The sequence below is a fragment of the Actinokineospora auranticolor genome (assembly GCF_041897805.1).
Taxonomy (GTDB): domain Bacteria; phylum Actinomycetota; class Actinomycetes; order Mycobacteriales; family Pseudonocardiaceae; genus Actinokineospora; species Actinokineospora auranticolor.
The window spans coordinates 4,786,356-4,812,122 of the sequence record NZ_CP154825.1 but is presented as its reverse complement, the minus strand read 5'-3'; the positions used below and the strand labels follow the sequence as shown (position 1 = coordinate 4,812,122).

The window sequence follows — 25,767 nt, the reverse complement described above, 5'->3', positions numbered from 1 at the left end:
ACTCCGGCCGTGCGTGAACTTTTCCCTGTCGACGGCGACAGCCTGGCGCGGTTCCTGACCCGCTGGTATGGCCCACCGGACCGGCAGTCCGTGCTTGACGGCAGCCGCGCTCCTGGGCCGCTGCGCGACTGGTTCGAGGTGACCTCTCGCTGGTCGACGCCGGTCGCCACCCAGAACCGCGTGCTGAGCGAGCCTTGGCTCGAGGACGGCAAGCTGGTCTTCTGGGAGGAGAACCAGGGGGCGTGGTCGTGGGCGATCGATGCCGACGGTGACGACCCGCCGGTCTATGACCGGGAGAACGTCGACGGCGCGGTGTGGCAGCCCACGGGCGAGCCGCTGTCGACGTTCCTGCTCCACGTCGCGGTGTTCGAGGCGGTGATGGGCTCGGCGTTCGGTGCCTGTGCCTGCGTTGTGTCGCAGGCACAGTGGGAGGGGATCGTGGCGCCGGTGCACCCGCTGCCGATGCCTGATTGGCGCTGGCCCGCCCGCGGCCATCGCCTGTACGCGGCGGACGGGCTGCTCGCCTTCGGCGGACCGAACCCCGGACCGGGCGAGACAGCCGAAACGGCGACCGCGCGCGAGGTGTGGGTGGCGGCCGACAAGCCCGCCCGTCTGGCGTACCTCACGAAGATCGAGAACCTGGAGTGGGACGCCTTCACCGCGTGAGACCGAGACGAGTCTCGGGATCGGCACGGTGGGCGGCGGCCGAGGGCTGTGCTCACCCTGTCCACTGTGGCCTTTGGCAGTGGCGACACGGCAGAGCACGCCGAGTCGCTTCGCTTCCGCGACGAGGAAGTCGTAGGGCGACCGGATGCTCACGATCCGTGCCGTGTGCCTGGTCTCATCCCGCGCGGGCTCGGGTCTCCTTACACTCCGGCCGTCGACCTCGTTCTCGGAGGTCCGGGCGCTGTCTGGGGAAGTGGACATGGTGTGGCGATGGTGGGCCGCCGCCGCGGTGGCCTTCGGGGTGCTCGCGGCCGGGTGCGCGACGGACGGGCAGCCGGTCCCGTCACCCGGGGTGAGCGGTGCCGTGCGCGCGCCGATCGACCTGGCCGAGACGCAGGGCCGCTGGTGGAGTTGGGCGGCGTCCCGGCCGAGCGGGTCCGACCCGGTCAGTGACCTCGTCGGCACCCAATGCCACGTCAACCAACCGGACGACCTGTGGTTCGTCGCGGGCACCTTCGGCGGCAAGGCCCACCGCCGGTGCGTGGTCCCCGCCGGTCGAGCACTGGTCGGTCCGGCGGTCAACCTGGTCAGCACCCCGGAGGACTGCCGCGACTTCCTCGACGCCGCCGAGGGCACCGTCACCCTCGACGGCGCGCCGGTCACCCTGCGGCGGACCGGGCCGACCCGCCTCACCGTGCGCGCCGTCGAGGGCAGCGCGATCTACGACGAGGCGGGCGACCACCGCGGTTGCGGCTGCGGCCTCTGGTTCGAGATCGAGCCGCCCGCGCCCGGGCCGCACGAGTTGCGGATCAAGGGCGGGTCCGACGGGCTCGCCGTCGAGGTCGTCTACGACCTCGTGGTCGGCGACCGGAGCTGATCAGCCCTCGGTGGCCAGGTTGTCCAGGAGTTCGTCAAGGCGGCCGAAGGCGCGGGCGCCCGCCAGGTGGTGGGCGTAGTCGCGGGACTCGACGATCAGGCCGTCGCGGACCCGGGTGATGAAGACGCAGGGCAGGGTGAAGTCGCGGCCGTCTCGGGTGATGGCGTAGCTGAACTCCTGGATCACCACCTCGGGGTCGTCGGTGCGGTGGACCACCTGGTCGACGACCTCGAACCGGTCGACGGCGGGGGTGCGGTCGGGGGCGCCGACGAAGTGCGCGCGCACTTCGGCCCGGGTGCGCAGCGGGGTGTCGCCGAGCGGGGCGAACGGGTGGCGGACGTCGGTGTCTTCGGCGTACAGCCCGGCCAACTCGTCGAACGCGGCGGCCTGCTCCCGGTCAGTGAGGCCACCGGAGATCAGGCGGGAGACCTCCGCGGTGACGGCGCGGACGACTTCGGTGGGAGTTCGTGGCATCTCATCCCCCAGGACGGGTAAGCGGAGTCTGGACTCTGGTTAGCCTACCGAAGTCCCCGCTCCGGTTACCCTGCTCCACACGGGCGAATCACGAGGAGGGCCATGCGCCAGGACGCGCGGGAGAACCGGGAGCGGATCCTGGCGGCGGCCGAGGACGTGTTCGGCACGCGGGGCGCGGCCGGGTCGACCGAGGAGGTGGCCCAGCGCGCGGGCGTCGGCATCGCGACCGTCTTCCGGCACTTCCCCACCAAGGACGCCCTGATCGAGTCCGCCCTGCTCCGCCACTACGAGCGGCTGGGCGAGCGGGCCCGCGCCCTCGCCGACCACCCCGACCCGGCTGAAGCGTGGCGGGCGCTCGTCCGCGCGCTGATCGAGACCGGCGCCACCAAACTGACCCTCGCGGCGACCCTGTCCGACCGCACCCAGACCCCCGCCGCGGCCATGCGGGCCGCCAAGCACCTGAAGACCGCGGTCGGCGACTTCCTCCACCGCGCCCAGGCGGCCGGTGCCGTGCGGGAGTCGGTCACGATCGACGAGGTCTACCTGCTCATCCGCGCCCTGGCCCAGGCCTGCGCCACCGCGCCCACCCCACCCGACACCCGCGACCGCGCCATCACGATCGTCCTCGACGGCCTGGCCCTGCCGTGACGGGCGCGGTGGAGTGGCGGCGGACCAAGGGGAGGGCACCTGGTCCGCCGCCACAGTCCCTCAGGAGATGAGCCTGGGACCGCTGGGCGTGAGGCTGGGGCCGACGGCGAGCGCGGCGCCGGGAGTTCGGCCCCGACCCCAGCCGAGGTGCGCCCGGTAGCTGCCGAGCAGACCCGTCTCGACCAGGTGCGCCACGTCGTGCTCCGGGGAACCCGGCGGCAGCGGCGTGGTGTGCGGGGCGACGTAGAGGGCGTCCGTCGGGCAGTTCGCCTCGCACTGGAAGCAGGTCTGGCAGTCCGACTGGCGCGCGATGACCGGCACGCCGTCGGCACCGAGGTCGAACACGTCGGTGGGACACACCTTGACGCACTTGTCGCACGACACGCAGCGTTCCGGGTCGAGGAGTTCGATCACGCGACGGCCTCCGTCCAGGTCCGGACGCGGTCCAGGCCCCCGCTGAGCACGCGGTGGTGCTGGGTCGGGTCCTGCTCGGGGAAGTCGAGCCGCTTGGCCATGCCCCGGCTCTCGGTGCGGGTCAGCGCGGAGTGGTACATCCACCGGGCGTGCGCGGTCATCGCGGCGGCGGAGCGCAGGCGCCCAGCCCCGGAACCGTCCGCGAAGGCGTGTTCCCGCAGCGCGGTCCACACACCATCCAGTTCGGACAGGGCCGCGCGCAGCCGGTCGCCGTGGCGCAGGTAGTTGATGTCGTACGGCAGCACTTCCCGCTGCACCAACCGGATCGCCTCGGCGGCCGACGGCGCGGCGCCGAATCCGGTGGGCCGCAACCCGGCCCCGCCCGCCGCGCGGACCGGACGGTCCCGGTGACGCCCCTCCGCGAGCGCGAAGGCCGCCGCGCCCGCCCCCGCCCAGGCACCCGAGGACATCGCCCACGCGGCGTTGTGGCTGCCGCCGCCGGTGAAACCCCCGCAGATCGGCTCACGGGTGGCCGCGTCGCCCGCCGCGTAGAGTCCCACGACGGTGGTGGCGCAGTCGTCGCCGGTGATCCGGATGCCGCCCGTGCCGCGCACCGTGCCCTCGGCCAGCAGCGTCACGGCGAACCGCTGGGTGAACGGGTCGATGCCCAGCCGGTCGAAGGTCAGGAAGAAGTTCGGCTGCGCCAGCCGCATCGCCCGTCTCGTCGGCTCGTCGGCGCGGTCGAGCACGCAGAACACCTTCTCCGACAACAGGGTCCGGGCGATCACCGACCGACCGCGCGCGCTGCCCGCGCCCTCCAGCACCTCCCCGTCGGCGCGGCTGAACGTGGCGTACGAGTAGAACGCGGTCTTGGTCACCGAGGTGTGCTCGGGGGCGATGCCGTACGCGTTGGAGAACTCCATGCCCGACAGCTCCGCGCCCACCTCGGCGGCGAACAGCGCCCCGTCCCCGGTGTTGACGTCACACCCCAACGCCTTGCTCAGGAAGGCGCACCCGCCCGTGGCCAGCACCACCGCGCCCGACCGCACCCGGTAGTCCGCGCCCTCCTGCCGCCGGTGTCCGACCGCACCCGCCACCGCGCCGTCGCGGTCGACCAGCAACTCGCGCACCGGGCTGTGGTCGAGCACCCGCACCCCCGCCCGGCGCACCAGGACCCGCATGCGCCGCATGTACTCCGGCCCCTGCAACCCGGTGCGCAGCGGCGCCCCGTCCGGGCCGGTGGGGAACGGGTAGCGGGCCACCTCGGCCAGTTCGTTCATCTGCGCGTACGTCTGGTCGAGCACCCGCCCCATCCAGCGGCGGTCGGCGAGGTAGCCGCCGAGCCCCTCCCGCGCGGCCATCGCGGCCTCGCGGGCCTCCGGGTCCGGCGGCACGTACCAGACGCCGGTACCCGCCGACGCGGTCGCGCCGCTGGTGCCGCAGTAGCCCTTGTCGGCCAGGACGACGTCCGCGCCCCGCTGGGCCGCGCGCAGGGCTGCCCAGGTGGCCGCGGGGCCGCCGCCGACCACGAGCACATCGGTGTCGAGGGTGGTCATGAGTCCTCCGGTCGGTCATGAGGTGGGGACGCGCCAGGACGTGAAGCGGCGCTCGACGGCGACGAGCGCCTGGTTGAACAGCACGCCGAACACCGAGAGCGTGACGATCCCGGCGTACATCCGCGGCACGGCGAAGTTGTACTGCGACGCGTTGATCAGCTGACCCAACCCGGCCTTGGCGCCGACCATCTCGGCGGCCACCAGCACCAGGATCGACACCGCGCCCGCCAGCCGGATGCCGGTGAACACCGTCGGCACGGCGGCGGGCAGCACCACCTTCTGGAACACCCGCGGCGGCGGCAGGTCCATCGACCGGGCCAGCTTCACCAGCGTCGGGTCGACCGTGCGGACCGCGCTGATCGTGTTGAGCAGGATCGGCCACGCGCAGGCGTAGAGCACGATGGCGATCTTCGAGGTCTCACCGATGCCGAGCAGCAGCACGAACACCGGCAGCAGCGCGAGCGCGGCGGTGTTGCGGAACACCTCCAGCAACGGCCCCAGGATGTCCGACACCCGTTTGTACCACCCGATCAGCAGCCCGAGCGGCACCGCGACCAGCACGGCCAAGCCGAACCCGCTCAGCGCCCGCACCAGGCTGGCCTCCAGGTGCGTGGTCAGCTCGCCGTCGAGCAGCAGCTCCCACCAGGCCACCGCGACCTCGCTGAACGGCGGCAGGAACGTCGGGTCGACCAGCTCGAAGCGGGGCGCCAGCTCCCACAGCAGCAGGAGCGCGGCGATCGCGGCGGTGCGGGTCACGACCGCGCCTGCCAGGCGGCGCAGGCGGACCAGGCCACCGGGTCGCCTGGCCGGGGCGGGGGTCGCGGGCGCGGGTATATCCACTGTGGATGGTAGCTCGGTGGTGGTCACAGCGCGGCCCTCTCCTTCTCGCGCGAGCGGGCGACCTCGTCGCGCAGCAGCGTCCAGATGTCGTGCCGGTACCCGGCGAACTCGGGCGTGGACCGGGTGTCCGCGCCCGCCGCGCGGCTGTCGAGCCCGATCGGCCGCACCTGCTTGATCCGCCCCGGCTGCGAGGTCATCACCGCGACCCGCTGACCGAGGTACACGGCCTCGTCGATGCCGTGGGTGATGAACACGACCGTCTTGCCGGTGCGCTCCCAGATCCGCAGCAGCTCCTCCTGCAGCGACTCGCGGGTCTGCGCGTCCAGCGCCGCGAACGGCTCGTCCATCAGCAGCACGTCCGGGTCGTAGGCGAGGCTGCGCGCGATGGCGACCCGCTGGCGCATGCCGCCGGAGAGCTCGTGCGGGTAGCGGCGCTCGAACCCGGTCAGGCCGACCAGGTCGAGGAAGTCCCGGGCCCGCGCGGCCCGCTCGCGGCGGGGCACGCCGGTGGCCTCCAGACCGAACTCGACGTTGCCCAGCGCGGTCCGCCACGGCAGCAGCGCGTACTGCTGGAACACGATGCCCCGGTCGAGACCCGGCCCGGTGACCGGTTTCCCGTCGACCAGCACCTGCCCGCTGGTCGGCTTCGTCAGTCCGGCAAGCAGTTCCAGCAGCGTCGACTTCCCGCAGCCGCTGGGCCCGACCACCGCCAGGAACTCGCCGGGTGCCACGGTCAGGTCGATCCCGTCGAGCGCGGTGAACGTGCCGGTGCCGCCCGCCTCGCGCACCGCGAAGGTCTTGCCGACACCCCGGAACTCGATCTTCGCGGTGCTCATCCGCCCGCCTGCCCCGACTTGTTGTACTGGTTGGTGTACAGGTCGGACGGCTTGAGCGACCCGGCCTCGACGTCACCGCGCTTGCCCAGCCAGTCCAACCACAGCGCGAACTCCTGGTCGCGGATCACCCCGCCCCGCTCGGCCACGCCGAAGGACTTCCAGAACGCCAGCGGCCCGGAGTCCTCGGACCGACCGCGCTTGGCCACGATGTCCCGCATCCGGGCGATCACCTGCTCGCGCGGGGTATCCCGCGACCAATCGAGAGCCTTGGCGACCCCGGTGACGAAGGTGGTCGTGGTGTTCGGGTTCTCCTGGACGAACCGCTTCGTCATCACGTAGGTGCCCGCGCTGAACGGGCCCAGCAGCTCGAAGTCGGTGAACAGCGGCCGCAGCCCGCCCGCCGCCAGTGCCTTGTCGCGCAGGATCCCGCTCAGCGCCGCCACCTGGATCTGGCGCTGCCGCAGCGATTGCTCGGTGTTGACCGGCGGCAGCGCCAGCCGCTCGACCTTCTTCGCCTCGTCGCCGGCGATCCCGGCGAGCTCCAGGTAGGTGTCCAGGATGGCCTCCGCGTGCGCGCCGAGGGTGTTCATCCCGACCTTCGCACCGGACGCGACCAGGTCGGCGGGCGTGCGGATCGGGCTGGAGTCCAGGACGAAGTAGCCCGTGTAGGAGTCCTTGTCGGAGCCGTAGTAGCTGATCACCGACACGATCGGCGCCTTGCTCGCCACCAGCTTCACCACCGCGCCGTTGAACGCGCCGCCGAAGTCGACCTGGCCGGTGGCCGCGGACTGGATGTCCTGCGGGCCGCTGGTGGTGTTGCCGACCCACTCCAGCTCCAGGTCGCCCAGGTACCCGAGGTCCTTGGCCAGCTCGGGCAGCGTGACCTGTCCGACCCAGCCCTGGTAGCGCAGCTTCTTGGTCTCGGCGCCGCCCGCCGCCTCGCCGCGCCCGCACGCGGTGACGAGCGCGGTCGCGCCGAGCGCGGTGAGGCCGAGGAAAGCCCTTCTGGATGTGGTGCGCACTTCGATGTCCTTCTGTGGTGGGAAAAGGGTGGACGGCGCCGTCAGACGGCGGAGGCGAGGTCGGCGAAGCCGTCGGCGGGGCGGGCGAGTCCGTAGTGCTCGCGCAGGGTCGTGCCGGTGTAGTCGTCGCGGAACAGGCCGCGCCGCCGCAGGATCGGCAGGACGGTGTCGACGAACTCGGTCAGACCGGAGGGCAGCAGCGGGGCCATGACGTTGAACCCGTCGGCCGCCCCGGTGGTGAACCACAGCTCGATGTGGTCGGCGATCCGCTCCGGCGTGCCCACGACGACGGTGTGGCCGCGTCCGCCGCCCAGCCGCGACAGCAGCTCGCGCAGCGTCGGGTTCTCCCGCTCGACCAGGTCCCGGACCAGCGCGAACCGGCTCTGCGCGCCGTTCACCCCGGTCACCGGCAGCGGCGGCAGCGGCCGGTCGAGCGGGTGCCCGGACAGGTCGAACCCCAGCATCTCCGACACCTGCGCCACCGCCCGCGCGGGCACGATCAACTCGTCGAGTTCACGGGCCAGGCGGTTCGCTTCCTCCTCCGTAGACCCGAGCACCGGCACCACCCCCGGCAGCACCTTCACCGAATCCGCGCCGCGACCGTGCCCGGCCAGCCTGCCCTTCAGGTCGGCGTAGAACTTCCGCGCCGACTCGACGGTCTGGTGCGCGGTGAACACCGCCTCGGCCCACCGCGCGGCGAACGCCTTCCCGTCCTCCGACGACCCGGCCTGCACCAGCAGCGGGTGGCCCTGCGGCGACCGGGTCGAGTTGAGCGGGCCGCGCACCCGGTGGAAGCGGCCCTCGTGGCCGATCTCCCGGACCTTGGCCGGATCGACGAAGCGCCCGGTCTCCCGGTCGGCCAGGACCGCGTCGTCGGCCCAGCTGTCCCACAGTGCCGTGACCACCCGCAGGTACTCGTCCGCGCGCTCGTAGCGCTCGGCGTGGTCGGGCGCGCCGGGCAGGGAGAAGTTCTGCGCGGACCGGTCGCCCGCGGTCGTGACGATGTTCCACCCCGCGCGACCACCGCTGATGTGGTCGAGCGAGGCGAACCAGCGGGCCAGGTTGTACGGCTCGCTGTAGCCGGTGGACACCGTGGCGATCAACCCGACCCGCGAGGTCACCGCCGCCATCGCGGTCAGCAGCGTGAGCGGCTCGAACACGTGCGCCGCCGTGTGCTCGACGTCGCCCCAGACCTGCACGCCGTCGGCGAGGAACACCGAGTCGAACCCGCCTGCCTCGGCGATCCGGGCCAGCTCCTGGTAGTGGCGGACGTCGCCCAGGCGGGCCGGGTCGGTGACCGGGTGCCGCCAGGCGGCCTCGTGGTGACCCACCCCCATGAGGAAGGCGTTGAGGTGCAAACGGCGTACGGACATGCGCGCTCCAAGCGTGCGAATGGGGAGGCACACCGCATTCGACGCGGTGCTGCGAAGTGGTCCCATCCTGTTTCAGCCCGTCGCGACCGGTCAACTATGCGACCGGCGAAATTAACTCCGGCCCATGAAGTGGGAAGTCCGCACCGCCCCTATCGGATCCGCGTACACCTCGGCCAGAGCGACCCCGGCCGCCGACACGGCCAGGATCTCGGCAGGTGGGAACGCGCTCGCCCGGATCGAGGTGGTGGGGGAGGAGCACAGCAGCGACCGCCGACCGACCTCGGCGCGGATCGCGTCAAGGCATTCCGGGATGGCCGAGGCGCCCAATTCCGCGACGATCAGCACATCGGGGTTGACGATGTCGTACAACAGCGCGGCGGCCCGGCCGACGATCCCGCCGCGCGCGACGAACAATTCCCGCGCCCGCGCGTCCCCGCCCTGGGCTTTGCCCAGCAGGTCCCAGAACGACGCGCCCGACACCCGCCGCGCCCACGCCTGGTCCGCCACCGTGGCCTCGAAGCAGCCGGTGTGCCCGTCGGGGCAGGGGATCGCCGGGTCGCCGACCGGCAGGTGGGCGACCACCCCCGCGCCCGAGCGCGGCCCCCGGTGCACCTCCCGTCCCGTGCGCACGGCGGCGTCGACCACGTTGCCCACGAACAGGAACAGCACCGACTGCTCGGGGTCGACGTCACCGAACAGCCCCTCGGCCTGCACCAGACCGCGCGTGTGGTTGTCCACGTGCACCGGCAGCCGGACCCGGTTGGCCACGATGTCGCGCACCGGCACCGACCGCCACCCGAGGGACGGGTGCGAGACCAGCACGCCCTGGTCGGCGTCGACCCAGCCGCCGGTGGCGACACCGACCGCCCTGGTCCGCCCGGGTTCGACCCACCGCGCGGCGACCGCGGCCACCGAGTCGACGGCCGCGCCGGGGGAATCGCCGCGGTACTCCACGCGCCGCTGGCGGATGATCCGTCCACACAGGTCGGCCACCGCCACGGTGCCGAACTCGTGCGCGAGGTGCACCCCGATCACCTCGCAGGCCCGGGGGTTCACCGCGAGCGGCACGTGCGGCCTGCCCACCCGCCCGTCGGGCCTGCCCTCGGTCTCCCGGATCAGCCCGGTGTCCAAGAGGACCGCGCTGTGCCGGGTCATCGTCGACCCGCTCATGCCGACCAACCGCCCCAGTGCCCGCCGCGACAGCGGACCGTGGCGCAACACCGCGCGCAGCATCATCGCCGTACTGGACGCGAACCGGTCTTCGCCGGGTACCGAGATCGCGGACATCCCCCGATGCTCGCACGATCCGCCGCGCGCGGAACCCGCGTCCACAGCGCGGAACCACTTGCGCCGGACCGCGCACCAGGCGCTTGGGCCGTTCGGGGGGTGTTTCCCGACCGGCCCGGGAATCCCGACCACTCGAACGCGCGGGTGCGTTCCGCGCATACCGCCCACCGGCGCGCGCGAACCGTGCATGATCGAGACAACGACGGCCGGAGGTGCGGGTGGCGAACCGGAGACGGGTCTGGGTGATCGGCGCGGCGGTCGCCACAGCGGTGGTGGTCGTGGCCGGGGTGTGGCTGGTCCGCGCGCTGGTCGGGTACTTCCGGCTGCCACTGGACGAGCGGGACTCGCAGGCGAGCGTGGTGAGCATGTTCATCGGCGGCGCGTCGCTCGTGCTGGGGCTGGTGTCGCTGGTCGTGACCCTGGCGCAGTCCCGGCGGGCGCCCGCGCCGACCCAGACCATCACGGCGTCCGGGGGCGGGATCGCGCAGGGCGTGATCGGCGGCGACATCGTCAACCACCCGGCGGGCCCAGGTCGGGAGCACCGGTGACGGCCGCGGACGGCGCCGTCCAGCACGTGACCGCCACCGGCGGCTTCGCCTACGGCGTGATCGGCGCGGACATCCACGTCCTGGGCGACGGCGCGCCGCTGTACCTGCTCCGGCGCTGGTCACCGCCGACGCCCCCACCCGACGCGTGGCTGCGGGAGGTCCCCAGCCGACTGCTGCACGCCCGCAGCGCGGTGGTCGGGTTCACCAGCCGCGCCGACGAACTCGACCGGCTCCGGGCCTGGCGCGACGCGGACGGCGACCTCGCCGCGCACTGGTTGCACGGCCCCGGCGGCGCGGGTAAGACCCGTCTCGCCGACCGGCTCGCGGCCGAGTCCGACGCGGCGGGCTGGCTGGTCGTCACCGCCACCCACGGCCCGGGGGCCGTCGCCGTCGCGCCGGGCAGCCAGGACCTGCGTGTCGACGGGAAGGCCGGGGTGCTGCTGGTCGTCGACTACGCCGACCAGTGGCCGCAAACCCACCTGCGGTGGCTGCTGAGCAACGCGCTGTTCGCCCAACCCGGCACGCGGACCCGGCTGCTGCTGATCGCCCGAACCGACACCGCCTGGCCCGCCGTGCGCGGCGCGTTGGTCGCGTTGCGCTCCCGGACGTCCTCTTCGGCGCTCACGACCCTGCCACCGGCCGACCGCACGACCATGTTCACCGCCGCCCGCGACGCCTTCGCCCCCTACTACGACCTGATTGACCCGGCGGACGTGCGGCAGCCACCCGACCTCGACGGCAACCCCGAGTTCGGTCTCACGCTCGCCGTGCACATGACGGCCTTGGTCGCCGTGGACGCGCACGCGGCCAGTCGCACCCCGCCCGCCGACCTGGCGGGCACGACCGCGTACCTGCTCGACCGCGAACACCTGCACTGGCACCTCATGCACGAACGCCGCGACGGCTACCGCACGACCCCCGAGGCCATGCACCGGGTCGTGTTCACCGCGACGCTGACCGGCGCCCAACCCCTCGCCGCCGCCGAGCGCGTCGTCGCCGACCGCCTGGACCTGCCGGACGACGCCGTCGGCGACCACGCCGCGTGCTACCCGCCGGAGGACGGCGCGGCCCTGGAACCGCTCTACCCGGACCGCCTGGCCGAGGACTTCCTCGCGCTCACCCTGCCGGGCCACGACGCGGACCACCCGGCCGCGCCCTGGGCGGCCGAGACGGCGCGGGCGGTCCTCGCGCGGGTGCCGACGAGCCGTGAGCCCGCCGACTGGACACCCCGCGCGGTCACGTTCCTGGCCGCCGCGGCGCACCGCTGGCCGCACGTCGCCGAGACGTTGTTGCTTCCCCTGCTGCGCCGTGATCCGCACCTGGCCGTGGCGGCGGGCAGTGGCGCGTTGGGCGTGGTCGCGACCATTCCGGGGATCGACCAGACCACGCTGACCGGCATCATCGAACGGTTCCCCGCCGCGGTCGACCCGGACCTGGCGGCCGGGGTCGCCGCGGTGGCCAATGTCCACATCGGACGTAGGCTGGTCGAGGAGACCGATCTCGCGACCAAAGCGGTGTTGTACGGCGCGCTCGGGTCCCGATTGCTCGCCGCGGACCGGTTCGACGAGGCGCTGGCGGCGTTCACCGAGTGCGTGGCGCTGCGCCGCGAACTGCACGCCGCCGATCCCGACGCCCACGCGGGCACCTTGGCGGCGGGCGTGGACAACCTGGGCATCGCCATGGCGAGCCTGGGCCGCCGCGACGAAGCCGTGCGGCTCGGGGAGGAAGCGGTGGCGGCGCACCGCGCGCTCTTCGCCGTCGACCCGGAACGGTTCGCCGTCGCACTGTCCCGGTCGTTGGGGAACCTGGCGAGCCACTACACGGCCGTGGGCCGGGTGCGGGAGGCGGAAGCCGTCTCCGACGAGGCGATCGCGCTGCCGCGAGACCCCGACGAGTCCCCCGACGAGTCCGTGGCGCTGCTGCGCGTTCACGGCACTCGCCTGAGGGACAAGGGGGAGTGGGCGGCGGCGGTCGCGGTGTTCGAGGAGCGGGTCGCGCTGCTGCGTGAACTGGTCGAGGCGAACCGGCTCGTCCACACGCCCGACCTGGCCATCGCCCTGGGCGACCTCGGGACGGCGTTGGCGGACGCGGACCGGCACCCGGCGGCGCTGGAGTCGACCGTCGAGGCCGTCGCCCTGTTCCGCGGCGTCGCCACCGAGGACAACAGCACCCAACGCGTCCACCTGGCCGTCACGCTGACCCACCTCGCGGACCGGCTCGCCACCGCGCAGCGGCCCCAAGAGGCCGTGGACGCGGCGGAGGAGGCCGTGGCCATCTTCCGCGTGGAGGCCGAACGCAACCCGACCGCGCACGCGGTGAGCCTGGCCGAGGCGCGCGCCGCCCTGGCGGTCGCGCAGGCGCGCGCGGGCAGGCGCGCCGACGCGGTGCGGACGGCGGGGGAGGCCGTGGCGGGCCTGCGCGGCCCGGCCGCGACCTACCCGGACCGGTTCGAACCCCGGCTCGCGATCGCGTTGGGAAACCACGCCACCGACCTGGCGACCGCCGGTCGCCCGGCCGAGGCACTCGCGGTCGCCGCGGAAGTGGTGGCGCTGCGCAGACGACTGGCCGCGCGCGACCCCGAGCGCGAGACGGCCGGTCTCGCCGCCGCGCTAAGCGACTTGGGCGCCAGGCTGACCGAGAACGGCAGACCCACCGACGCCGTCACCGCCGCGGCGGAGGCCGTCGAGCTGAGCCGCGCCCTGCTCGACGCGGGCGAACTCGCGGGCACGCGGCGGTTGGACAAGGCCCTCACCGCCCACGGCCTGGCGCTGGTGGACGCGGGCCGCCCGGCCGAGGCGGTGGCGGCGCTCACCGAGTCGGTACGGCTGTGCCGGTCGCTCGTCGAGGCGGACACCGCGGACTCCGCCGGGAGCCTGGCCACGGCACTGGTCAACCTGAGCCTCGCGCTGGCCGCGTCGGGTCGGTCGACCGAGGCGCTCGCGACGGGGGTGGACGCGATCGCCGCGCTGCGACCGCTGGCCGCCGCGGTCCCCGAGGTGTTCCGGCCGCACCTGGCGAGGGCGCTGGCCAACCACGGCGAGCTGCTGGCGGAACTCGACCGCGTCCCCGAGGCGGTGACCGTGCTGCGCGAGTCGCTGGCGCGCTACCGGGACTTGGCCGCGGTGGAGGAGGGCTTCGAGTTCGACGTGGCACACGGATCGGCCCGGCTGGGCGCGGTGCTGTACCGACAGGGCGAGCACACCGAGGCGGCCACCATCCTCAAGGACGCGGTCGTCCGACACCGAGCACTGGCCGCCGCCGAACCCGCCGCGTTCACCTTGCCCCTGGCCAGGACGCTGCGGTTGTCGGCATTGGCCACCGCGCGCGCGGGCGGCGACCGCGACGCGGCTCTACGTGAGGCCGAAGAATCGTTGGCGCTGCTGCGTTCCCTATCGGCCTCCCCGGACGACATCGCCGACGCGCTGGAGCTGATCGAACTCCTCCCGATCATCCCCGCACCACCACGGCCCGATCCGGAACTGGCGCGGACCCGGGAGGTGCTGCGCCGCTCACACACCGCGTCGAGGTGGCTCGGCCTGCGGCTGCTGGTGCCCGCCGCGCTGTACACCGCCGTCGGGGTCTTCACAGCTGTGCGGGGCGCCGTGCCGGTCACCATCGCCACCGCCTTGGTCGTGGCGGTCGCCGTGCTGTCGGCCTTGATGTTCGCGCTACGCAGCGACTACGCGACCGTGCCGTTCTCGGTATTCGCGGTCTGCACGGACACCAAATCGGCGGTGCTGCTACTCGGCATCGCCGCCATCACCTGGTTCGACCGCATCGTGACCGACCCAGGGCTCTGGATAACCTTCGCCGCCGCCCTGATCGTCGCGACATTGAGCGCGGTGTGGGCCCGGATATCAGTCGAGTCCGTGATCGGCAGAGTGGGCTAGGCCCGATCGTCGCGTAGCGCGCGGGCGTGGACCATGCCCTGCTCGTGAGCGGGCCGGTCCGGGTGCTCGGCGGGCATGAGGTGCAGTACGACCTCACCCTGCTCGATGAGTTCGTCAAGGTCTTCACGAACCCCGAACCGCCGAAACCGCGCGTCAAGGGCACTGCAGAGCGAGCGAGTCGCCTGAAGGCGGTGCTCGGGGCCCGCGTCCGCGAGCGCGTCCCGCGCCACCGCGAGAGCTTCAGCCAGGTCGGCATCGGCAGTGAACTCGGCGAACCGACCCAACAGGTTCGCCCCCAACATCTCGCGAGCGATGAACCGCTGAGGCGACCCAGGTTCGGTAGTGCCCAGCGCCGCCCGCCAAAACGCAACCGCCGCATTGCGATGGGGGAGCGACCCGAACACCTCCGCCCGTACCGAAAGCCCCACACCCACAAGCTGGCGGTGGCGGCCCGCGTCAGGATGACCGGGCGGCAGCGCCGCAAGAGCGTCCTGCCACAACCCCAGCGCTTCCTCGCAGTCGCCCCGATCGGTGGTGGCGACACCCCGAGGCATCAGCGCACTGGCAAGCTGAGCCTGCTGCCGAGGATAAGTCGGATCGTCGGGTGACAGGATCGCCAGCACTTCCCGGTGCGCTTCGACGGACCTGGTGATGTCGTCGAGGTCGCCAAGCCGCTCAAACCGCAGCCGCAGCAACACACCGAGGTTCTCCACCGCCTCGACCCGCTCGGGAAGCCCTATGGGCGCCACTTCCCTCAACGCACTCAACGCCACCACCGCGTCATCCAACGCCTGAAGATCACCAACGTTCTCAAACACGCTCTGAGACTCTCAGCGCATCTGACGGCACCAACGAACAGATAGTAGCCAAGCGGTCACCGGTTGTCCGGCGGTTGGCGAAGAATCGCTAGCGTGACACCCCGGAGAATGCAAAGTGTTTTCGTATTCGTGCTCGGCCGCGTCATGAGCGAGGCGTTCGAACTCGTTTCCTCGACATCGGCGTCTCCGCCTGCGCGCACCGACGGCGTCCGCCTTCCCCTGAGTTCCCGGAATGGCGGTCGGCACCTGCGCCTGCGGAACGACATCGCGCCCTGGTGTGATCGGTCGGAGCGATGACTGGGCGTCGGTGGTTTCCGTGGCTGGCGGAGGTGCTGGCCGTGAGGGCGACCAGATGGGCTTGTCCCGGCACGCCGAGCCCCATCCGGCCAGAGCGCCGTTGCGCGGTATCTGCCTGTGGTGGCCACAATTGGCAGCCACTGTGCGCAGACGCGGCTGAGCCACCCGCCGTGCGTCTGCACGGACATCTCAAGCCAGGCCGAGCTCTGCCACCAGGGCCGCGAACGCCCGAGTCGACAGGCCCGTGCCCAGACGGCTCACGCTACCGGAACCACGCCCGGATCATCTCAACAGGCGCTCGCTCAACCCTGCGCGATGGCAGGCGACAACGGTCGTTGTGCCGACTGCCGGTATGACCACCCTGTCGAGCCCCAGCCAAAATTGAGCCCTCCTCGTCTTCGGCGATAGCGGACTCCAGCACGGGAAGATCCACTAACGTGCTACCCGTGCAGTCACACCCTCCACGCTCGAGCGACGAGGACCTCGTTCGCAACATCATGCAGCCGCCCTTCTGGGTGGTGCACGCCCTCGATATCGATGAATGGTCGACGGAGGCGATGGTCGAGGGCGCGTTCGCGTTCGATACCCGGTTCGTCAAGGAGGGAACGCACCCTCCGCACGCACTGGACGTGGCGAGCTGCTGCCGCCGCTATGCGCGCGAGCACCCGGACCAGCGGGTTGTGTTCTTCACCGATGTCACCAGGTGGCTGGACGAGCAGGGGTCGTCGTGGGCGGCGCTGGAGGTGGATTGGCTCTCCGCGCTCAACTACATTCCCGGCAACACCTTGGGCCTGTTCATGACCGTCAGCCGACGGGCTTTGATGCACATCGGCAACGCCGCCATTGTCCACCGGGTGCACTATGGCGACGGATCGAGTGAAGTTCTCACCGAGGGTGAACGAGATGCCGTCCGACAAGCCCTGGCCGAGAAGTTGGCCGACGATTGGCCTCCCTTCATTCGTGGTCTCATCGACCGGGGACAGCTCGCGCTCGGGTAGTGCGCCACGAAGACGGGAGGACGCGGTGGACAGGTTCGAGCGGGATGTGCTGACCATGCTCTGCGCGGGGTTGCCCGAGCTGCGCCAGGAATGCGCGAACCTGTCGGCGGACCGCAAGGCGCTGCTGGACCGCATAGAGGTCGAGGCCGCCTCCCGCCGCCCGGTGGCCAGGCTCGTCTCGCAACTGCTCGAGTGCGACCCCGAGGACATTGTGGAAGCGCGCCGAGGCCCCGCCACCGGCCTGCCCGGCGCGGGCGGGGGTCGAGCCGACGACGAGGTCTTCGGCTGTCCCGACGACAGTTGCAACCACCGTGCGCGAACGGTTCCGGCGGGTGAACCGCCCCGGTGCGCGTTGCTCGGCCTGCGCATGAGGCGCCTGTAGTGGGCAAGTTCTTCGAGGAGCTGGCCAAGAAGCTGGCCGAGCGCTGGATGGCGTTGCTGGTCCTGCCCGGCGCGCTGTTCATCTTGCTCGCCGCGCTCGCGCTGTGGCAGGGCCAGCGGCTCGCGCTCGACTGGACCAGGGCGCGACAGGGGCTGGACGCCGTGACGGCGCTGCGCCTCCAGGTCGGCGGCCAGGTTACCGCCGTGCTGGCGTTGCTCCTCGCCTCGGCCGGGATCGGCTTCGCTGTACAAGGTCTCGCCGGGCTGACCAGGGCGGTCTGGCTCGGCCGCTGGCCGGGTCCCGTGCGGCGTCTACGTGCGGCGGCGCGCAGGCGGCGGTGGCTGTCCCTGGTCGAGAAACGGGCGGCGGTCGACCGGGACGACCCCGACCGGCAGGCGAAGGTCGACCGGTTCGCCGAGCGGGCCAACCGGATCGCGATGGCCGAGCCGGGTCGTCCGACCTGGATGGGCGACCGGGTGCACGCGGTGGAACAGGTGGCGCTGAACCGGTTCGGCGTCGACTTGGCGTTCGGTTGGTCGCGGTTGTGGTTGGTGCTACCCGACACGGTCCGCGCGGAGATCACCGCGGCGGAGTCGACGTTCGCCGCGGCGGTGGCGACCGGCACGTGGAGCCTGCCCTACCTCGTGCTCGCCGCGTGGTGGTGGCCCGCCGCCGTGATCGGTCTGGTGTTCGGTGCCACCGGGTGGGCCAAGGGGCGCCACGCCATCGCCGAGCTGACGGTGTTGTCGGAGGCCGCCGTCGATCTGCACGGGCGCACCCTGGCCCGTGCCCTCGGTGTCGGCGACCAGGAGGAGACGGGGGTCCTCACCATCGATCAAGGGCGGGAGATCACCGCTTTGGTCCGAAAGGGACGGTGAGCGCGTGGAGCACGAGCCGGTCATGCAGTGGGTGCTGCGGAAGCGAAAACCACTGGACGAGGAGGCGCACATCCGGGTCAGCGTCCGCGCCGGGGAGTACCGGGTCGACCACACGGGTTTCGGTCACCGCCGCTACCCGGACAAGCAAAGTGCGTGGGACGCCGTGCAAGCGCTCCGCGCGGGACATGACGGCGTGTGGGTCCAGGTGGAGTGCGACGACGCCCCGTTCGCCGCGATGCGCCCCGCGGATGGTTCGCGGGTGCTCTACGACACCGCGGGCGAGTGCCTGTACGGGCACTGGGGCACGCACGCGGACAGTTGGTGGAAACGCTACGAGCAGGCCATGGCCGCGGGCGAGACCTTCCGGCAGACCCTGGCGCACGAGCTGTTCGGTGGCTTCATCGACGCGGTCGCCTACCGCGACCCCCTCACCGGGGACGACCGGTACGCCGTGGCGACCGCAGTCGACGAAGGCTCCGACTACTACGTGGTCGACTACCCGGACAGGTCCACGGCGGAGACCCAGTACGAGGAGACCGTCCACGCCAACCGCAGCGAGGAGTTCCCGTACCGGTCCTGCGACATCCCCGCGATTGTCATCGACTCCGCCTCGGACATGCCGGACAACCTCGTCCGACTCCCGAATGGCGCCGTCATGGACCGCGTCGACCACCTGGAGATGTACGGCTACCGCGCGACGATCGACTTTCCCACGACCCCCCGCTCGGCGAAACCCGGTCGGGTGCGAGGCATGACCAGCCGCCCGCGGAGTTGGGGGCCGGGTCCGATGGAGGTCGTCGACGCGACGCCCGAGTCTTGGTCGTCCGGCAGCGCGCCGCACGCGCTGACGCTCCTCGACCTCCCCGACGGCAGCCTGCTGATGGCCTCCGGCGACGACGGCGGCGCGACCGTGTGGAGTCCCCGCGACGGTATGCCCCGCCAGGAGTTCGTCGGTCACGGTGATCGGGTGCTCGCCACCGCGTTGTTGCCGTTGCCCGAGGAGGAGGCGGTGCTGGCGACCGGCGGGCAGGACGGGCTCGTCAAGCTGTGGGCGGTGCGCGACGGCCGACCGCTGTTGAGCTTCGAGGCGCACCGCCGCCCGGTCAACGCCGTCACCTGGGCCTGCCCACCGGGCGAAGTGCCGTGGTTGATCACCGGTGGGGACGACGCGACCGTCGTGGTGTGGGACCCGGAGACAGCAAGCAAGATCGTGGACTGGGAGGTTGGCACGCCGAGCGTGCACATCGTGTGGTCGCTCGACGCTCTCGTGCTCGCGAACGGGCACGTCTGCGTGGTGGCTGGATCGGATGATGGTGCCAGCTCGGTCGTCCACGTGTGGGACGCGACCACGCGGACGACCCTGCACACGTTCACCCTGGAGCGCGGCGGGTTCGGGATCGAGTCGCCGAGTGTGGCGGTTGTGGGGTTGGCGGACGGGTCGTTCCGGGTGGGGGTCGCCGGCGGCTCGGAGGTGCGGGTCTGGGATGGGTCCACCGGTGAGGAGATCCGCGCGTTCTCCGTCCCCGGCAGGTACGGCCAACTCGCCATGGCGGTCCTGGAGGATCTGCGGGTCGCGGTCGCGGTGACCGACGGCGAGCGCACCGCGGTGTGGGACAGCGAGTCCGGGGAGGAACTGGCCTCGGTGACGGGCCGCGAGACGTACCCGACCGCACTGGCCATGACGACCACAATGGACGGTGGTGTCGTGCTCGCCGTGACCGATGTGGACCACGTCCCGGCTCGTCTGCTCCGTTTGGCGGAGTGAGAGTGCAGATCGACGAGCAGATCAACCGGGTGGCGGACTGGGTCCGCTACCCGCTTCCGGCCGCGTTCTCCCGCGACGCCGAGGAGGAGTCCACCAAGCTGTGGCGAACCGTGCGCGCGGCGACCGACGCCAGCGGGTCACGGGTGCTCGCGGCACAGCTGACCGCGGCCAAGACCGTCCTCGGCCAGTTCCACCACCGCCGCTACCGGTTCCGACGGCGCCCGATCGACCTCGCCAAGGCGATCATCTGCCTGTCCCAGGTCGCCGACGACCACCAGCGGATCCCCCCGGACCTGACCCCGGTCGTCGGCCGCTTCGCCGACCGGCGGACCCAGGTCGAGGTCGGCACGAGCCTGCTCGACGGCTTCGAGCCGGAACTGGTGGAGGCAGGCATCCTGCTCGTCGCTGCGCACGCGGCAGGCTCCCCGGAATTGAGGCGCGTGCTGTTCCTCGCCTACCTGCGCCGCTACCAGGACTCACGCGCCCCGGCTGATCTCGAGCACGGCATCGAACTGGGCGACAGGGTGATCGCCACGACAGACGACGCGGAGATCATCGAAGCCCTCGCCCGCGCCTACCTGGACAGGTACGCACTCCACACCCACCTGGACGACCTGGAGCGCGCACGTGAGCTCCTGCACGACGTCCCCTCCGCCCGCGGCGCACTGGGCGTCGCCTACCGACTGCTCTACGACCACACCGGTATCGACAACCACCTCGACCGCGCCATCGACTTCTGCGAGTCCACCCACCTCGCGATCGCCCTGGCCCGCCGGTTCGAACGCGACGCCACCCTGCCCGACCTCGACCGCGCGTGGACACTGGTCGTCCCACCCGTGGACGTCGAGTCCGCAGCCGACATCGTCGCCCTGTTGTTGCTGCGGTACCGACACCGCGGCGACCGCTCGAGCCTCGACCGCGCCGTCACCCTGGCCAAGGACACCCTGGCCGAACTACCCGACCACCACCCCCGCCTGCACGGCCTCCACCTGGCGCTGGCCGCCGCGCTGCACCAGCGCTACCTGGGCGGGGGTGCGGAGGCGGACCTGCACCAGGCCGTCAAGAACGCGACCTGGGCGCACCGGTCACGCCCGGCGAACAACACCGCCCCCGACTCCGGTGCGGTCTTGGCCGAGATCCACCTGACCCGCTACGCCCGCAACGGAGTAGGCGCCGACTTGGACGCCGCGGCCCGCCTGACAACGGACGCGGCGGTGTCCGCCCGCATCCACCACGCCCGCTACCTCGCCACCCAGGACCGGGCCGAGATCGACCGGGCGGTGGAACTCGGCGACCAAGCCGTGCGCACGACCCGCGCGGGCCGTGCGTCGCTGCCCGACCGCCAAGCGCAACTTGCCCTCCACCTGCGAATCCGCGATGCCGAAGGGGACTTGGCCATGGCCACGGCGTTGGCCGAGGGCGCCGTGGCCGCCACCGGAACCGATCACGTCGACCTGCCGGATCGCCGCGCCGTGCTCGCCGACGCCTACCTGGCCCGGTTCCGCGCCGATCCGGACGCCGCGCACCTGGCCGAAGCGGTGTCGGCGAGCGAGCGCGCGTGGGAGCTGGTGCGGGCCGATCCGCAACACCCCCGGCGGATTCGGCGAGCGGGGGAACTCGCCCGCTGCCTGCTCGAGGCGGCCCGCATCGACGCTCCCGTTCCGGCGGACACCGTGCGCGCCCTCGCCGACGAGGTGTTCCTCGCCCCGTCGGCGTCTCCGCACGACCAGGTCGCCGCCCAGCACGCGGTGGGTGAGCTGCTGTTGGCGATCGGTGAACCGGACCTCGCCGTGCCGGTGTTGGACGCGGCGATCAGGTTGTTGCCGTCGCTACCGCCGCGCGAGGCGGACTGGGCGGACCGGTTGGGCACCCAGTCGGGCTTGGTGCAGGCCGCGGTCGCGGCGCGCTGCGCGGTGGCGGACCCGGCCGGGGCGGTCACCGTCGCCGAACTCGGGCGCGGCGTGCTGCTCGCGGCCGAGGCGGGCATCCGGGTCGACCTGTCCCAGCTCCGGTCCGCGCGGAGTCAGCTGGCCGACCGGTTCGAGTGGGTGTGCGAGCGGCTCAACACCCCGGACTTCCCGACCTCGGAGCGCAAGCGCTGGTGGCGGGACTACGACGAGCTGCTCGCCGAGATCCGCGACCTGCCCGGCTTCGGCGACTTCCTCGCCGAGCCAGCTGAGCGGTCGCTGCGCCCCGAGGCGGGCACGGCCGTGCTGGTCAGCGCGCACCGCCGTGGTGGGCATGCCGTATTGGTGCGCTCCGACGCCGAGCCGGTGGTGGTGGACCTGCCGGACCTGGTGGACGTGGAGGCCCGTGTCGCGGCGATGCTCAACGTCGTCCAGGGCAACTCGTTGGCCATGCAGATGCGGCGACGCCCTGTCCTGCTCGACACACTCGCCTGGCTGTGGGACGCCGTGGTCGGGCCGGTCATCAGCGCACTGCCATCCACCCGCGTCTGGTGGGTGCCCACTGGCGTCCTGGGACTGCTCCCCTTGCACGCGGCGGGACACCCGGGGGAGCAGGGGGCATTGGACCTGGTCGTCTCGTCGTACACCCCGTCACTGCGCGTACTGCGCGCCGCGCGGTCCCGACCACCGGCCGCGGAACGCCGTGTGCTCGCGGTCGCCATGCCGCAAGACCTGGCCACCGCGGCCGAGGAAGTCAAGTCGCTGCGGGGGACCACGCTGGTGGACACCGCCGCCACCGGGGACGCGGTCTTGGCGGCCATGGGCAAGGCGACTTGGGCGCATTTCGCCTGCCACGCCATCACCGACCCGGTCTCGCCCGCAGCGGGCGGACTGGTCCTGCACGACCGGGACGTGCTCCTACCCGAGATCGGCGGACTGCACCTTCCGGACGCCGAACTCGCCTACCTGTCCGCCTGCTCGACGGCCAACCACGGCACCCGCCACGCCGACGAGGTGCTCCACCTCGCGTCGGCTTTCCACCTGGCGGGCTTCCGCCACGTCATCGCCACCCTCTGGCCCTTGCACGACACAACCGGCGCCACGGCCGCCCACGCCTTCTACGACCGACTCCCCGACAGCCCAACCGCCCCCGACGCGGCAACCACCCTGCGCCACGTCACCCGCGAACTCCGAGACTCCGACCCCCAACGCCCGGACCGCTGGGCAGCCCTCATCCACAGCGGCCCATAACCACTGTGCTCGAACCGGAACGCATCGTGGACGAACCGCCCTGGGCCCGCGGTCCGGGGCGGTGGCGAATCCGCCACCCTTCGCGTTTGGGCAATTTGTCTGTTTCTTGGCATCCGGACGCCGCGCACGGCGGTACGTCGCATCGCACGGTGCTGCGCCAAGGCGCGGGTGCAGGCATGGCTGGGCAGGCGGAGGGGTATGTCCGGCTTGGCCTGAAGACGTCGTTGAGGAGGCGTGGTGTCCGCTGCTGTGCTCACCGCCACCGGCCTGGAGTGGCTCGATTGTGGACGGCCGCCCAGATCGGCGGTGTCGAGGTCGGCCGCGAGTGCGATCGACGAGGTGCGTGCGCACTTGGCCGACGGTGGGCTTGAGCTGCCGATGCCGGGGGAGGACACGGTGGCTCGGTGGGCTGCTCTGGCGCGGTTGGGGCGAACCGACTTGGTGGTGGCGCGGCTCGCGGAGGGGCATGTGGACGCGGTCGCGATCTTGGCCGAGTCGGGGCGGGACGCGGTGGCGGGCGCGGTGTACGGGGTGTGGGCGTCGCGGTCCGGCGGGGTGTGTGCGCGACTGGTCGGCGGACGGGTGTGCGGTACGACGAGGTTCTGCTCCGGTGGCGCCGGGTTGGACCGGGTGCTCGTGGTCGCGGTGGACGAGGCGGGGGCGGCGCGGCTGGTCGAGATCGATCCGGCGCACCCCGGGGTCACGGTGGACCCGTCGAGTTGGCAGGCGATCGGGATGGACGCTTCCGCCAGCGCCGACGTGCGATTCGACCACGTGGAGCCCACCGCGGTCGTCGGGCCGCCGGACTGGTACGCGGCGCGCCCGGGGTTCGCGGTGGGTGGTGGCGGTGTCGCGGCGGTGTGGCTGGGCGGTGCGGTCGGCGTGCTCGACGACGTGGTCGACGTGCTGGGCGGGCGGGCCGACGAGCACCAGCTGGCGCACCTGGGTGCCCTGCACGCGGCTGTCGCCGGGGCGGGCGCGCACCTGGAGCACGTGGCCCGGATGGTCGATGCCGGTGTGGCGACCGGTCATCACCTGGCTACCTGCCGGGCGGTGGTGGAGCGAGCGGCGTGGGAGGTCCTTGATCGCGCGCCGCGGGTTGTGGGGCCGACGCCGCTGTGCCGGGACCGGGTGTTCGCGCAGCGGTTGGCCGATCTGCAGGTCTACGTGCGCCAGCACCACGCTGAACGGGATCTCGCCGCGTTGGGTCGAACCGTGCTGGACCGTGCCGGGCGGGGCGCGGGATGAGGCAGACCACCGACGAAGACGAGTGGGCGTCTTGGTTGACCGGCCTGCGCCGGTTCCCCGACGAGCGCTACGACCTGGCCGTCGTGGTCGCCGCGCACCCGGACGACGAGACGCTGGGCGCGAGCGGGCTGATCCAGGCGCTGCACGAGCGCGGCACCGAGGTCCGCCTGGTGGTCGCGACCGACGGGGAGGCCGCCTTCCCCACCCTGTCGCCCGCCGAACGCGCCGATCTGGGCCGCGCCCGCAGGCAGGAGCTGACAGCGTCGCTGCGCGCCCAGGGGCTCGGCGAGGTGGAGGTGCGCTGGCTCGGGCTGCCCGACTCGGGGCTCACGGGCCGTCGCGTCGAACTCGCCGGGGCCTTGGTCGGTGAACTGGCCGACGCGGACCTGTGCCTGGTGCCGTGGCCGGGAGACCCGCATCCCGACCACCAGTGCGCGGGCGAGGTGGCGCTCCAGGTGGCGCCGGTGACCGCGCACCGCTGGTCCTACCCGATCTGGATGTGGCACTGGCTCAAGCCCGATGATCGCCTTGTCCGGCGCGAACGGGCGTTCACGATCGCGCTCGACCGGGGTCGGCGCGAGCGCAAGGCGGCCGGGATCGCCCGGTTCGTCTCGCAGGTGGAGCCGGGGCCGGAGGGTGTTCCGATCCTGGACACGGCGATGTTGAGCCACTTCGACCGGGACGTGGAGGTCGTGTTCCGGGAGCCACCGCGTGCGAGCGCTCCCGTCGACCGGTTCGCCGACCTCTACGCCGCGCACACCGACCCCTGGTCGGTGACCGACAGTTGGTACGAGCGGCGCAAACGCGCGGTCACCCTCGCGTGCCTGCCGGAACAGCGGTACGGCACGGTCGTGGAGCCCGCGTGCGGGATCGGTCAGCTCACCGTCGACCTCGCCGCCAGGTGCGAGCGGTTGACCGCCTTCGACCCCGTGCCCGTCGCCGTCGACCGGGCCAGGACGCGCACCGCGCACCTGCCCCACGTGCGGATCGAGGTCGGCGCACTACCGCGCGACCTGCCGGACGAGCCCGCGGACCTGGTGGTGTTCAGCGAGATCCTCTACTACCTCGGCGACACCGACCTGGACTCCACAGTGGACAAGGCGGTCGCGGCGCTGCGCCCCGGTGGGCACCTGCTCGCCGCGCACTGGCTGCCATGGGCGGCCGAGGCACCCCGGGACGGCATGGACGCCCACCGCCGCCTGCTGGCCCACCCCGACCTCGACCCGCTCGTCGAACACCTGGACCACGAGTTCGCCGTCCACGTGCTGCGCCGCCGGTGATCACACCGATCACCGCCGTCGCGATCGCCGTCCCGGCCCGCGACGAAGCGGAGCACATCCACGCCTGCCTGCGCGCCATCGCCACGGCCGCCCGTGGCCTACCCGCCGCCATCGCGTGGTCGGTGTGATGGCCCACCTCGACCACCGCACCACCCTGGGCCATGTCGCGCTGCTGCGCTACGCCCATGTTCTCGACAAGGCCCGGCTACCGGAGGGCCACGGCAACGTCTACGGCGCCAATCTCGGCATCCGCGCCGACGCCTACGACGCCGTCGGCGGCTTCGGCTCCCTCTCCACCGGCGAGGACCACGACCTGTGGCGTCGACTCGGTCAGGGCGGACACCCCCGCGCCTACGCCGACCACATCACCGTCACCACCAGCGCCCGGACCCGCGGACGCGCCCGCGGCGGCCTCGCCGACCTGCTCGACTCGCTCGAGAGCACTGCCGGACCGCCGGTCTGACCAGCAGCGTTTCACCTGTCGCGGTGGCGGGAACACCGCTGTGAGTTCG

The 25,767-nt window shown here is 72.4% G+C and carries 23 protein-coding genes; 14 read left to right on the top strand and 9 right to left on the bottom strand.

Annotated elements, in window-relative coordinates:
* Positions 1–9: 9 nt before the first annotated feature.
* Positions 10–666: a hypothetical protein gene (locus V5P93_RS21270; RefSeq protein WP_104481459.1), complete on the top strand. Its 657-nt coding sequence runs from the start codon at positions 10–12 to the stop codon at positions 664–666.
* A gap of 259 nt (positions 667–925) precedes the next feature.
* Entirely contained in the window at positions 926–1,543 is a 618-nt protein-coding gene (locus V5P93_RS21265) for a signal protein (RefSeq protein WP_146108235.1), read from the top strand.
* Here the strand turns inward: V5P93_RS21265 and V5P93_RS21260 are convergent, their stop codons facing one another.
* The gene (locus tag V5P93_RS21260; protein WP_104481461.1) at positions 1,544–2,017 is read right to left on the bottom strand and encodes a nuclear transport factor 2 family protein; all 474 of its coding nucleotides are present in this window, start codon (positions 2,015–2,017) and stop codon (positions 1,544–1,546) included.
* A gap of 102 nt (positions 2,018–2,119) precedes the next feature.
* Here V5P93_RS21260 and V5P93_RS21255 point away from each other — a divergent pair, with 102 nt between their 5' ends.
* Positions 2,120–2,665 carry a TetR/AcrR family transcriptional regulator gene (locus V5P93_RS21255; protein ID WP_104481462.1) on the top strand — a complete coding sequence of 182 codons (546 nt, stop codon included), beginning with the start codon at positions 2,120–2,122 and terminating at the stop codon, positions 2,663–2,665.
* A 60-nt stretch (positions 2,666–2,725) separates the two neighbouring features.
* Here the strand turns inward: V5P93_RS21255 and V5P93_RS21250 are convergent, their stop codons facing one another.
* The 7 genes from V5P93_RS21250 to V5P93_RS21220 all read right to left on the bottom strand — a co-directional run bounded on the left by V5P93_RS21250 (position 2,726) and on the right by V5P93_RS21220 (position 9,993).
* A complete protein-coding gene (locus V5P93_RS21250) occupies positions 2,726–3,079 on the bottom strand; it encodes a ferredoxin family protein (RefSeq protein ID WP_104481463.1) in 354 nt (117 codons plus the stop codon).
* The gene (locus V5P93_RS21245) at positions 3,076–4,635 is read right to left on the bottom strand and encodes an FAD-dependent oxidoreductase (protein WP_104481464.1); all 1,560 of its coding nucleotides are present in this window, start codon (positions 4,633–4,635) and stop codon (positions 3,076–3,078) included. The genes V5P93_RS21250 and V5P93_RS21245 overlap by 4 nt, the downstream gene beginning before the upstream one ends.
* Before the next feature lie 15 nt (positions 4,636–4,650).
* Positions 4,651–5,502 carry an ABC transporter permease gene (locus tag V5P93_RS21240; RefSeq protein WP_374065056.1) on the bottom strand — a complete coding sequence of 284 codons (852 nt, stop codon included), beginning with the start codon at positions 5,500–5,502 and terminating at the stop codon, positions 4,651–4,653.
* The gene (locus V5P93_RS21235) at positions 5,499–6,311 is read right to left on the bottom strand and encodes an ABC transporter ATP-binding protein (protein WP_104481465.1); all 813 of its coding nucleotides are present in this window, start codon (positions 6,309–6,311) and stop codon (positions 5,499–5,501) included. Before V5P93_RS21235 ends, V5P93_RS21240 begins: the two co-directional genes overlap by 4 nt.
* Positions 6,308–7,333, bottom strand: a complete 1,026-nt coding sequence (locus V5P93_RS21230; protein ID WP_104481466.1) for an ABC transporter substrate-binding protein — start codon at positions 7,331–7,333, stop codon at positions 6,308–6,310. The genes V5P93_RS21235 and V5P93_RS21230 overlap by 4 nt, the downstream gene beginning before the upstream one ends.
* Before the next feature lie 41 nt (positions 7,334–7,374).
* Positions 7,375–8,706, bottom strand: coding sequence for an LLM class flavin-dependent oxidoreductase (locus V5P93_RS21225; protein ID WP_104481467.1), 1,332 nt, complete (start codon positions 8,704–8,706; stop codon positions 7,375–7,377).
* A 111-nt stretch (positions 8,707–8,817) separates the two neighbouring features.
* A complete protein-coding gene (locus V5P93_RS21220; protein ID WP_181043725.1) occupies positions 8,818–9,993 on the bottom strand; it encodes an ROK family transcriptional regulator in 1,176 nt (391 codons plus the stop codon).
* A gap of 218 nt (positions 9,994–10,211) precedes the next feature.
* Here V5P93_RS21220 and V5P93_RS21215 point away from each other — a divergent pair, with 218 nt between their 5' ends.
* A complete protein-coding gene (locus tag V5P93_RS21215) occupies positions 10,212–10,541 on the top strand; it encodes a hypothetical protein (protein ID WP_146108236.1) in 330 nt (109 codons plus the stop codon).
* On the top strand, positions 10,538–14,431 hold the full coding sequence (locus tag V5P93_RS21210) for a tetratricopeptide repeat protein (protein WP_104481470.1): 3,894 nt from the start codon (positions 10,538–10,540) through the stop codon (positions 14,429–14,431). Before V5P93_RS21215 ends, V5P93_RS21210 begins: the two co-directional genes overlap by 4 nt.
* Here the strand turns inward: V5P93_RS21210 and V5P93_RS21205 are convergent.
* On the bottom strand, positions 14,428–15,249 hold the full coding sequence (locus V5P93_RS21205) for a hypothetical protein (RefSeq protein ID WP_104481471.1): 822 nt from the start codon (positions 15,247–15,249) through the stop codon (positions 14,428–14,430). The genes V5P93_RS21210 and V5P93_RS21205 overlap by 4 nt on opposite strands.
* A gap of 743 nt (positions 15,250–15,992) precedes the next feature.
* On the opposite strand from V5P93_RS21205, the gene V5P93_RS21200 reads away from it, so the two are divergent.
* The 9 genes from V5P93_RS21200 (at position 15,993) to V5P93_RS21160 (ending at position 25,718) form a co-directional block, all read left to right on the top strand.
* Positions 15,993–16,544 carry a hypothetical protein gene (locus V5P93_RS21200; RefSeq protein ID WP_146108237.1) on the top strand — a complete coding sequence of 184 codons (552 nt, stop codon included), beginning with the start codon at positions 15,993–15,995 and terminating at the stop codon, positions 16,542–16,544.
* Between the two features lie 25 nt (positions 16,545–16,569).
* Positions 16,570–16,926 (top strand): hypothetical protein, encoded by a 357-nt coding sequence (locus V5P93_RS21195; RefSeq protein ID WP_245931554.1) that lies wholly within the window; start codon positions 16,570–16,572, stop codon positions 16,924–16,926.
* Positions 16,926–17,804, top strand: coding sequence for a hypothetical protein (locus V5P93_RS21190; RefSeq protein ID WP_104481473.1), 879 nt, complete (start codon positions 16,926–16,928; stop codon positions 17,802–17,804). The genes V5P93_RS21195 and V5P93_RS21190 overlap by 1 nt, the downstream gene beginning before the upstream one ends.
* A gap of 4 nt (positions 17,805–17,808) precedes the next feature.
* The gene (locus tag V5P93_RS21185) at positions 17,809–19,569 is read left to right on the top strand and encodes a WD40 repeat domain-containing protein (protein WP_104481474.1); all 1,761 of its coding nucleotides are present in this window, start codon (positions 17,809–17,811) and stop codon (positions 19,567–19,569) included.
* Complete coding sequence (locus V5P93_RS21180) at positions 19,566–22,727, top strand: CHAT domain-containing protein (RefSeq protein ID WP_146108238.1); 3,162 nt, start codon at positions 19,566–19,568, stop codon at positions 22,725–22,727. Before V5P93_RS21185 ends, V5P93_RS21180 begins: the two co-directional genes overlap by 4 nt.
* Before the next feature lie 237 nt (positions 22,728–22,964).
* Positions 22,965–23,975, top strand: a complete 1,011-nt coding sequence (locus tag V5P93_RS21175) for an acyl-CoA dehydrogenase family protein (protein ID WP_245931555.1) — start codon at positions 22,965–22,967, stop codon at positions 23,973–23,975.
* Positions 23,972–25,255 (top strand): bifunctional PIG-L family deacetylase/class I SAM-dependent methyltransferase, encoded by a 1,284-nt coding sequence (locus V5P93_RS21170; RefSeq protein WP_104481476.1) that lies wholly within the window; start codon positions 23,972–23,974, stop codon positions 25,253–25,255. Before V5P93_RS21175 ends, V5P93_RS21170 begins: the two co-directional genes overlap by 4 nt.
* Positions 25,252–25,383, top strand: a complete 132-nt coding sequence (locus V5P93_RS21165; protein WP_281261689.1) for a hypothetical protein — start codon at positions 25,252–25,254, stop codon at positions 25,381–25,383. Before V5P93_RS21170 ends, V5P93_RS21165 begins: the two co-directional genes overlap by 4 nt.
* Positions 25,383–25,718, top strand: coding sequence for a glycosyltransferase family 2 protein (locus V5P93_RS21160; protein WP_104481477.1), 336 nt, complete (start codon positions 25,383–25,385; stop codon positions 25,716–25,718). Before V5P93_RS21165 ends, V5P93_RS21160 begins: the two co-directional genes overlap by 1 nt.
* Positions 25,719–25,767 lie beyond the last annotated feature (49 nt).

Bases quoted from the DNA above. Each gene is read 5' to 3' on its own strand.
- V5P93_RS21160 (WP_104481477.1), top strand. From the start codon at position 25,383: ATGGCCCACCTCGACCACCGCACCACCCTGGGCCATGTCGCGCTGCTG.
- V5P93_RS21255 (WP_104481462.1), top strand. From the start codon at position 2,120: ATGCGCCAGGACGCGCGGGAGAACCGGGAGCGGATCCTGGCGGCGGCC.
- V5P93_RS21235 (WP_104481465.1), bottom strand. From the start codon at position 6,311: ATGAGCACCGCGAAGATCGAGTTCCGGGGTGTCGGCAAGACCTTCGCG.
- V5P93_RS21245 (WP_104481464.1), bottom strand. From the start codon at position 4,635: ATGACCACCCTCGACACCGATGTGCTCGTGGTCGGCGGCGGCCCCGCG.
- V5P93_RS21170 (WP_104481476.1), top strand. From the start codon at position 23,972: ATGAGGCAGACCACCGACGAAGACGAGTGGGCGTCTTGGTTGACCGGC.
- V5P93_RS21220 (WP_181043725.1), bottom strand. From the start codon at position 9,993: ATGTCCGCGATCTCGGTACCCGGCGAAGACCGGTTCGCGTCCAGTACG.
- V5P93_RS21265 (WP_146108235.1), top strand. From the start codon at position 926: ATGGTGTGGCGATGGTGGGCCGCCGCCGCGGTGGCCTTCGGGGTGCTC.
- V5P93_RS21260 (WP_104481461.1), bottom strand. From the start codon at position 2,017: ATGCCACGAACTCCCACCGAAGTCGTCCGCGCCGTCACCGCGGAGGTC.
- V5P93_RS21225 (WP_104481467.1), bottom strand. From the start codon at position 8,706: ATGTCCGTACGCCGTTTGCACCTCAACGCCTTCCTCATGGGGGTGGGT.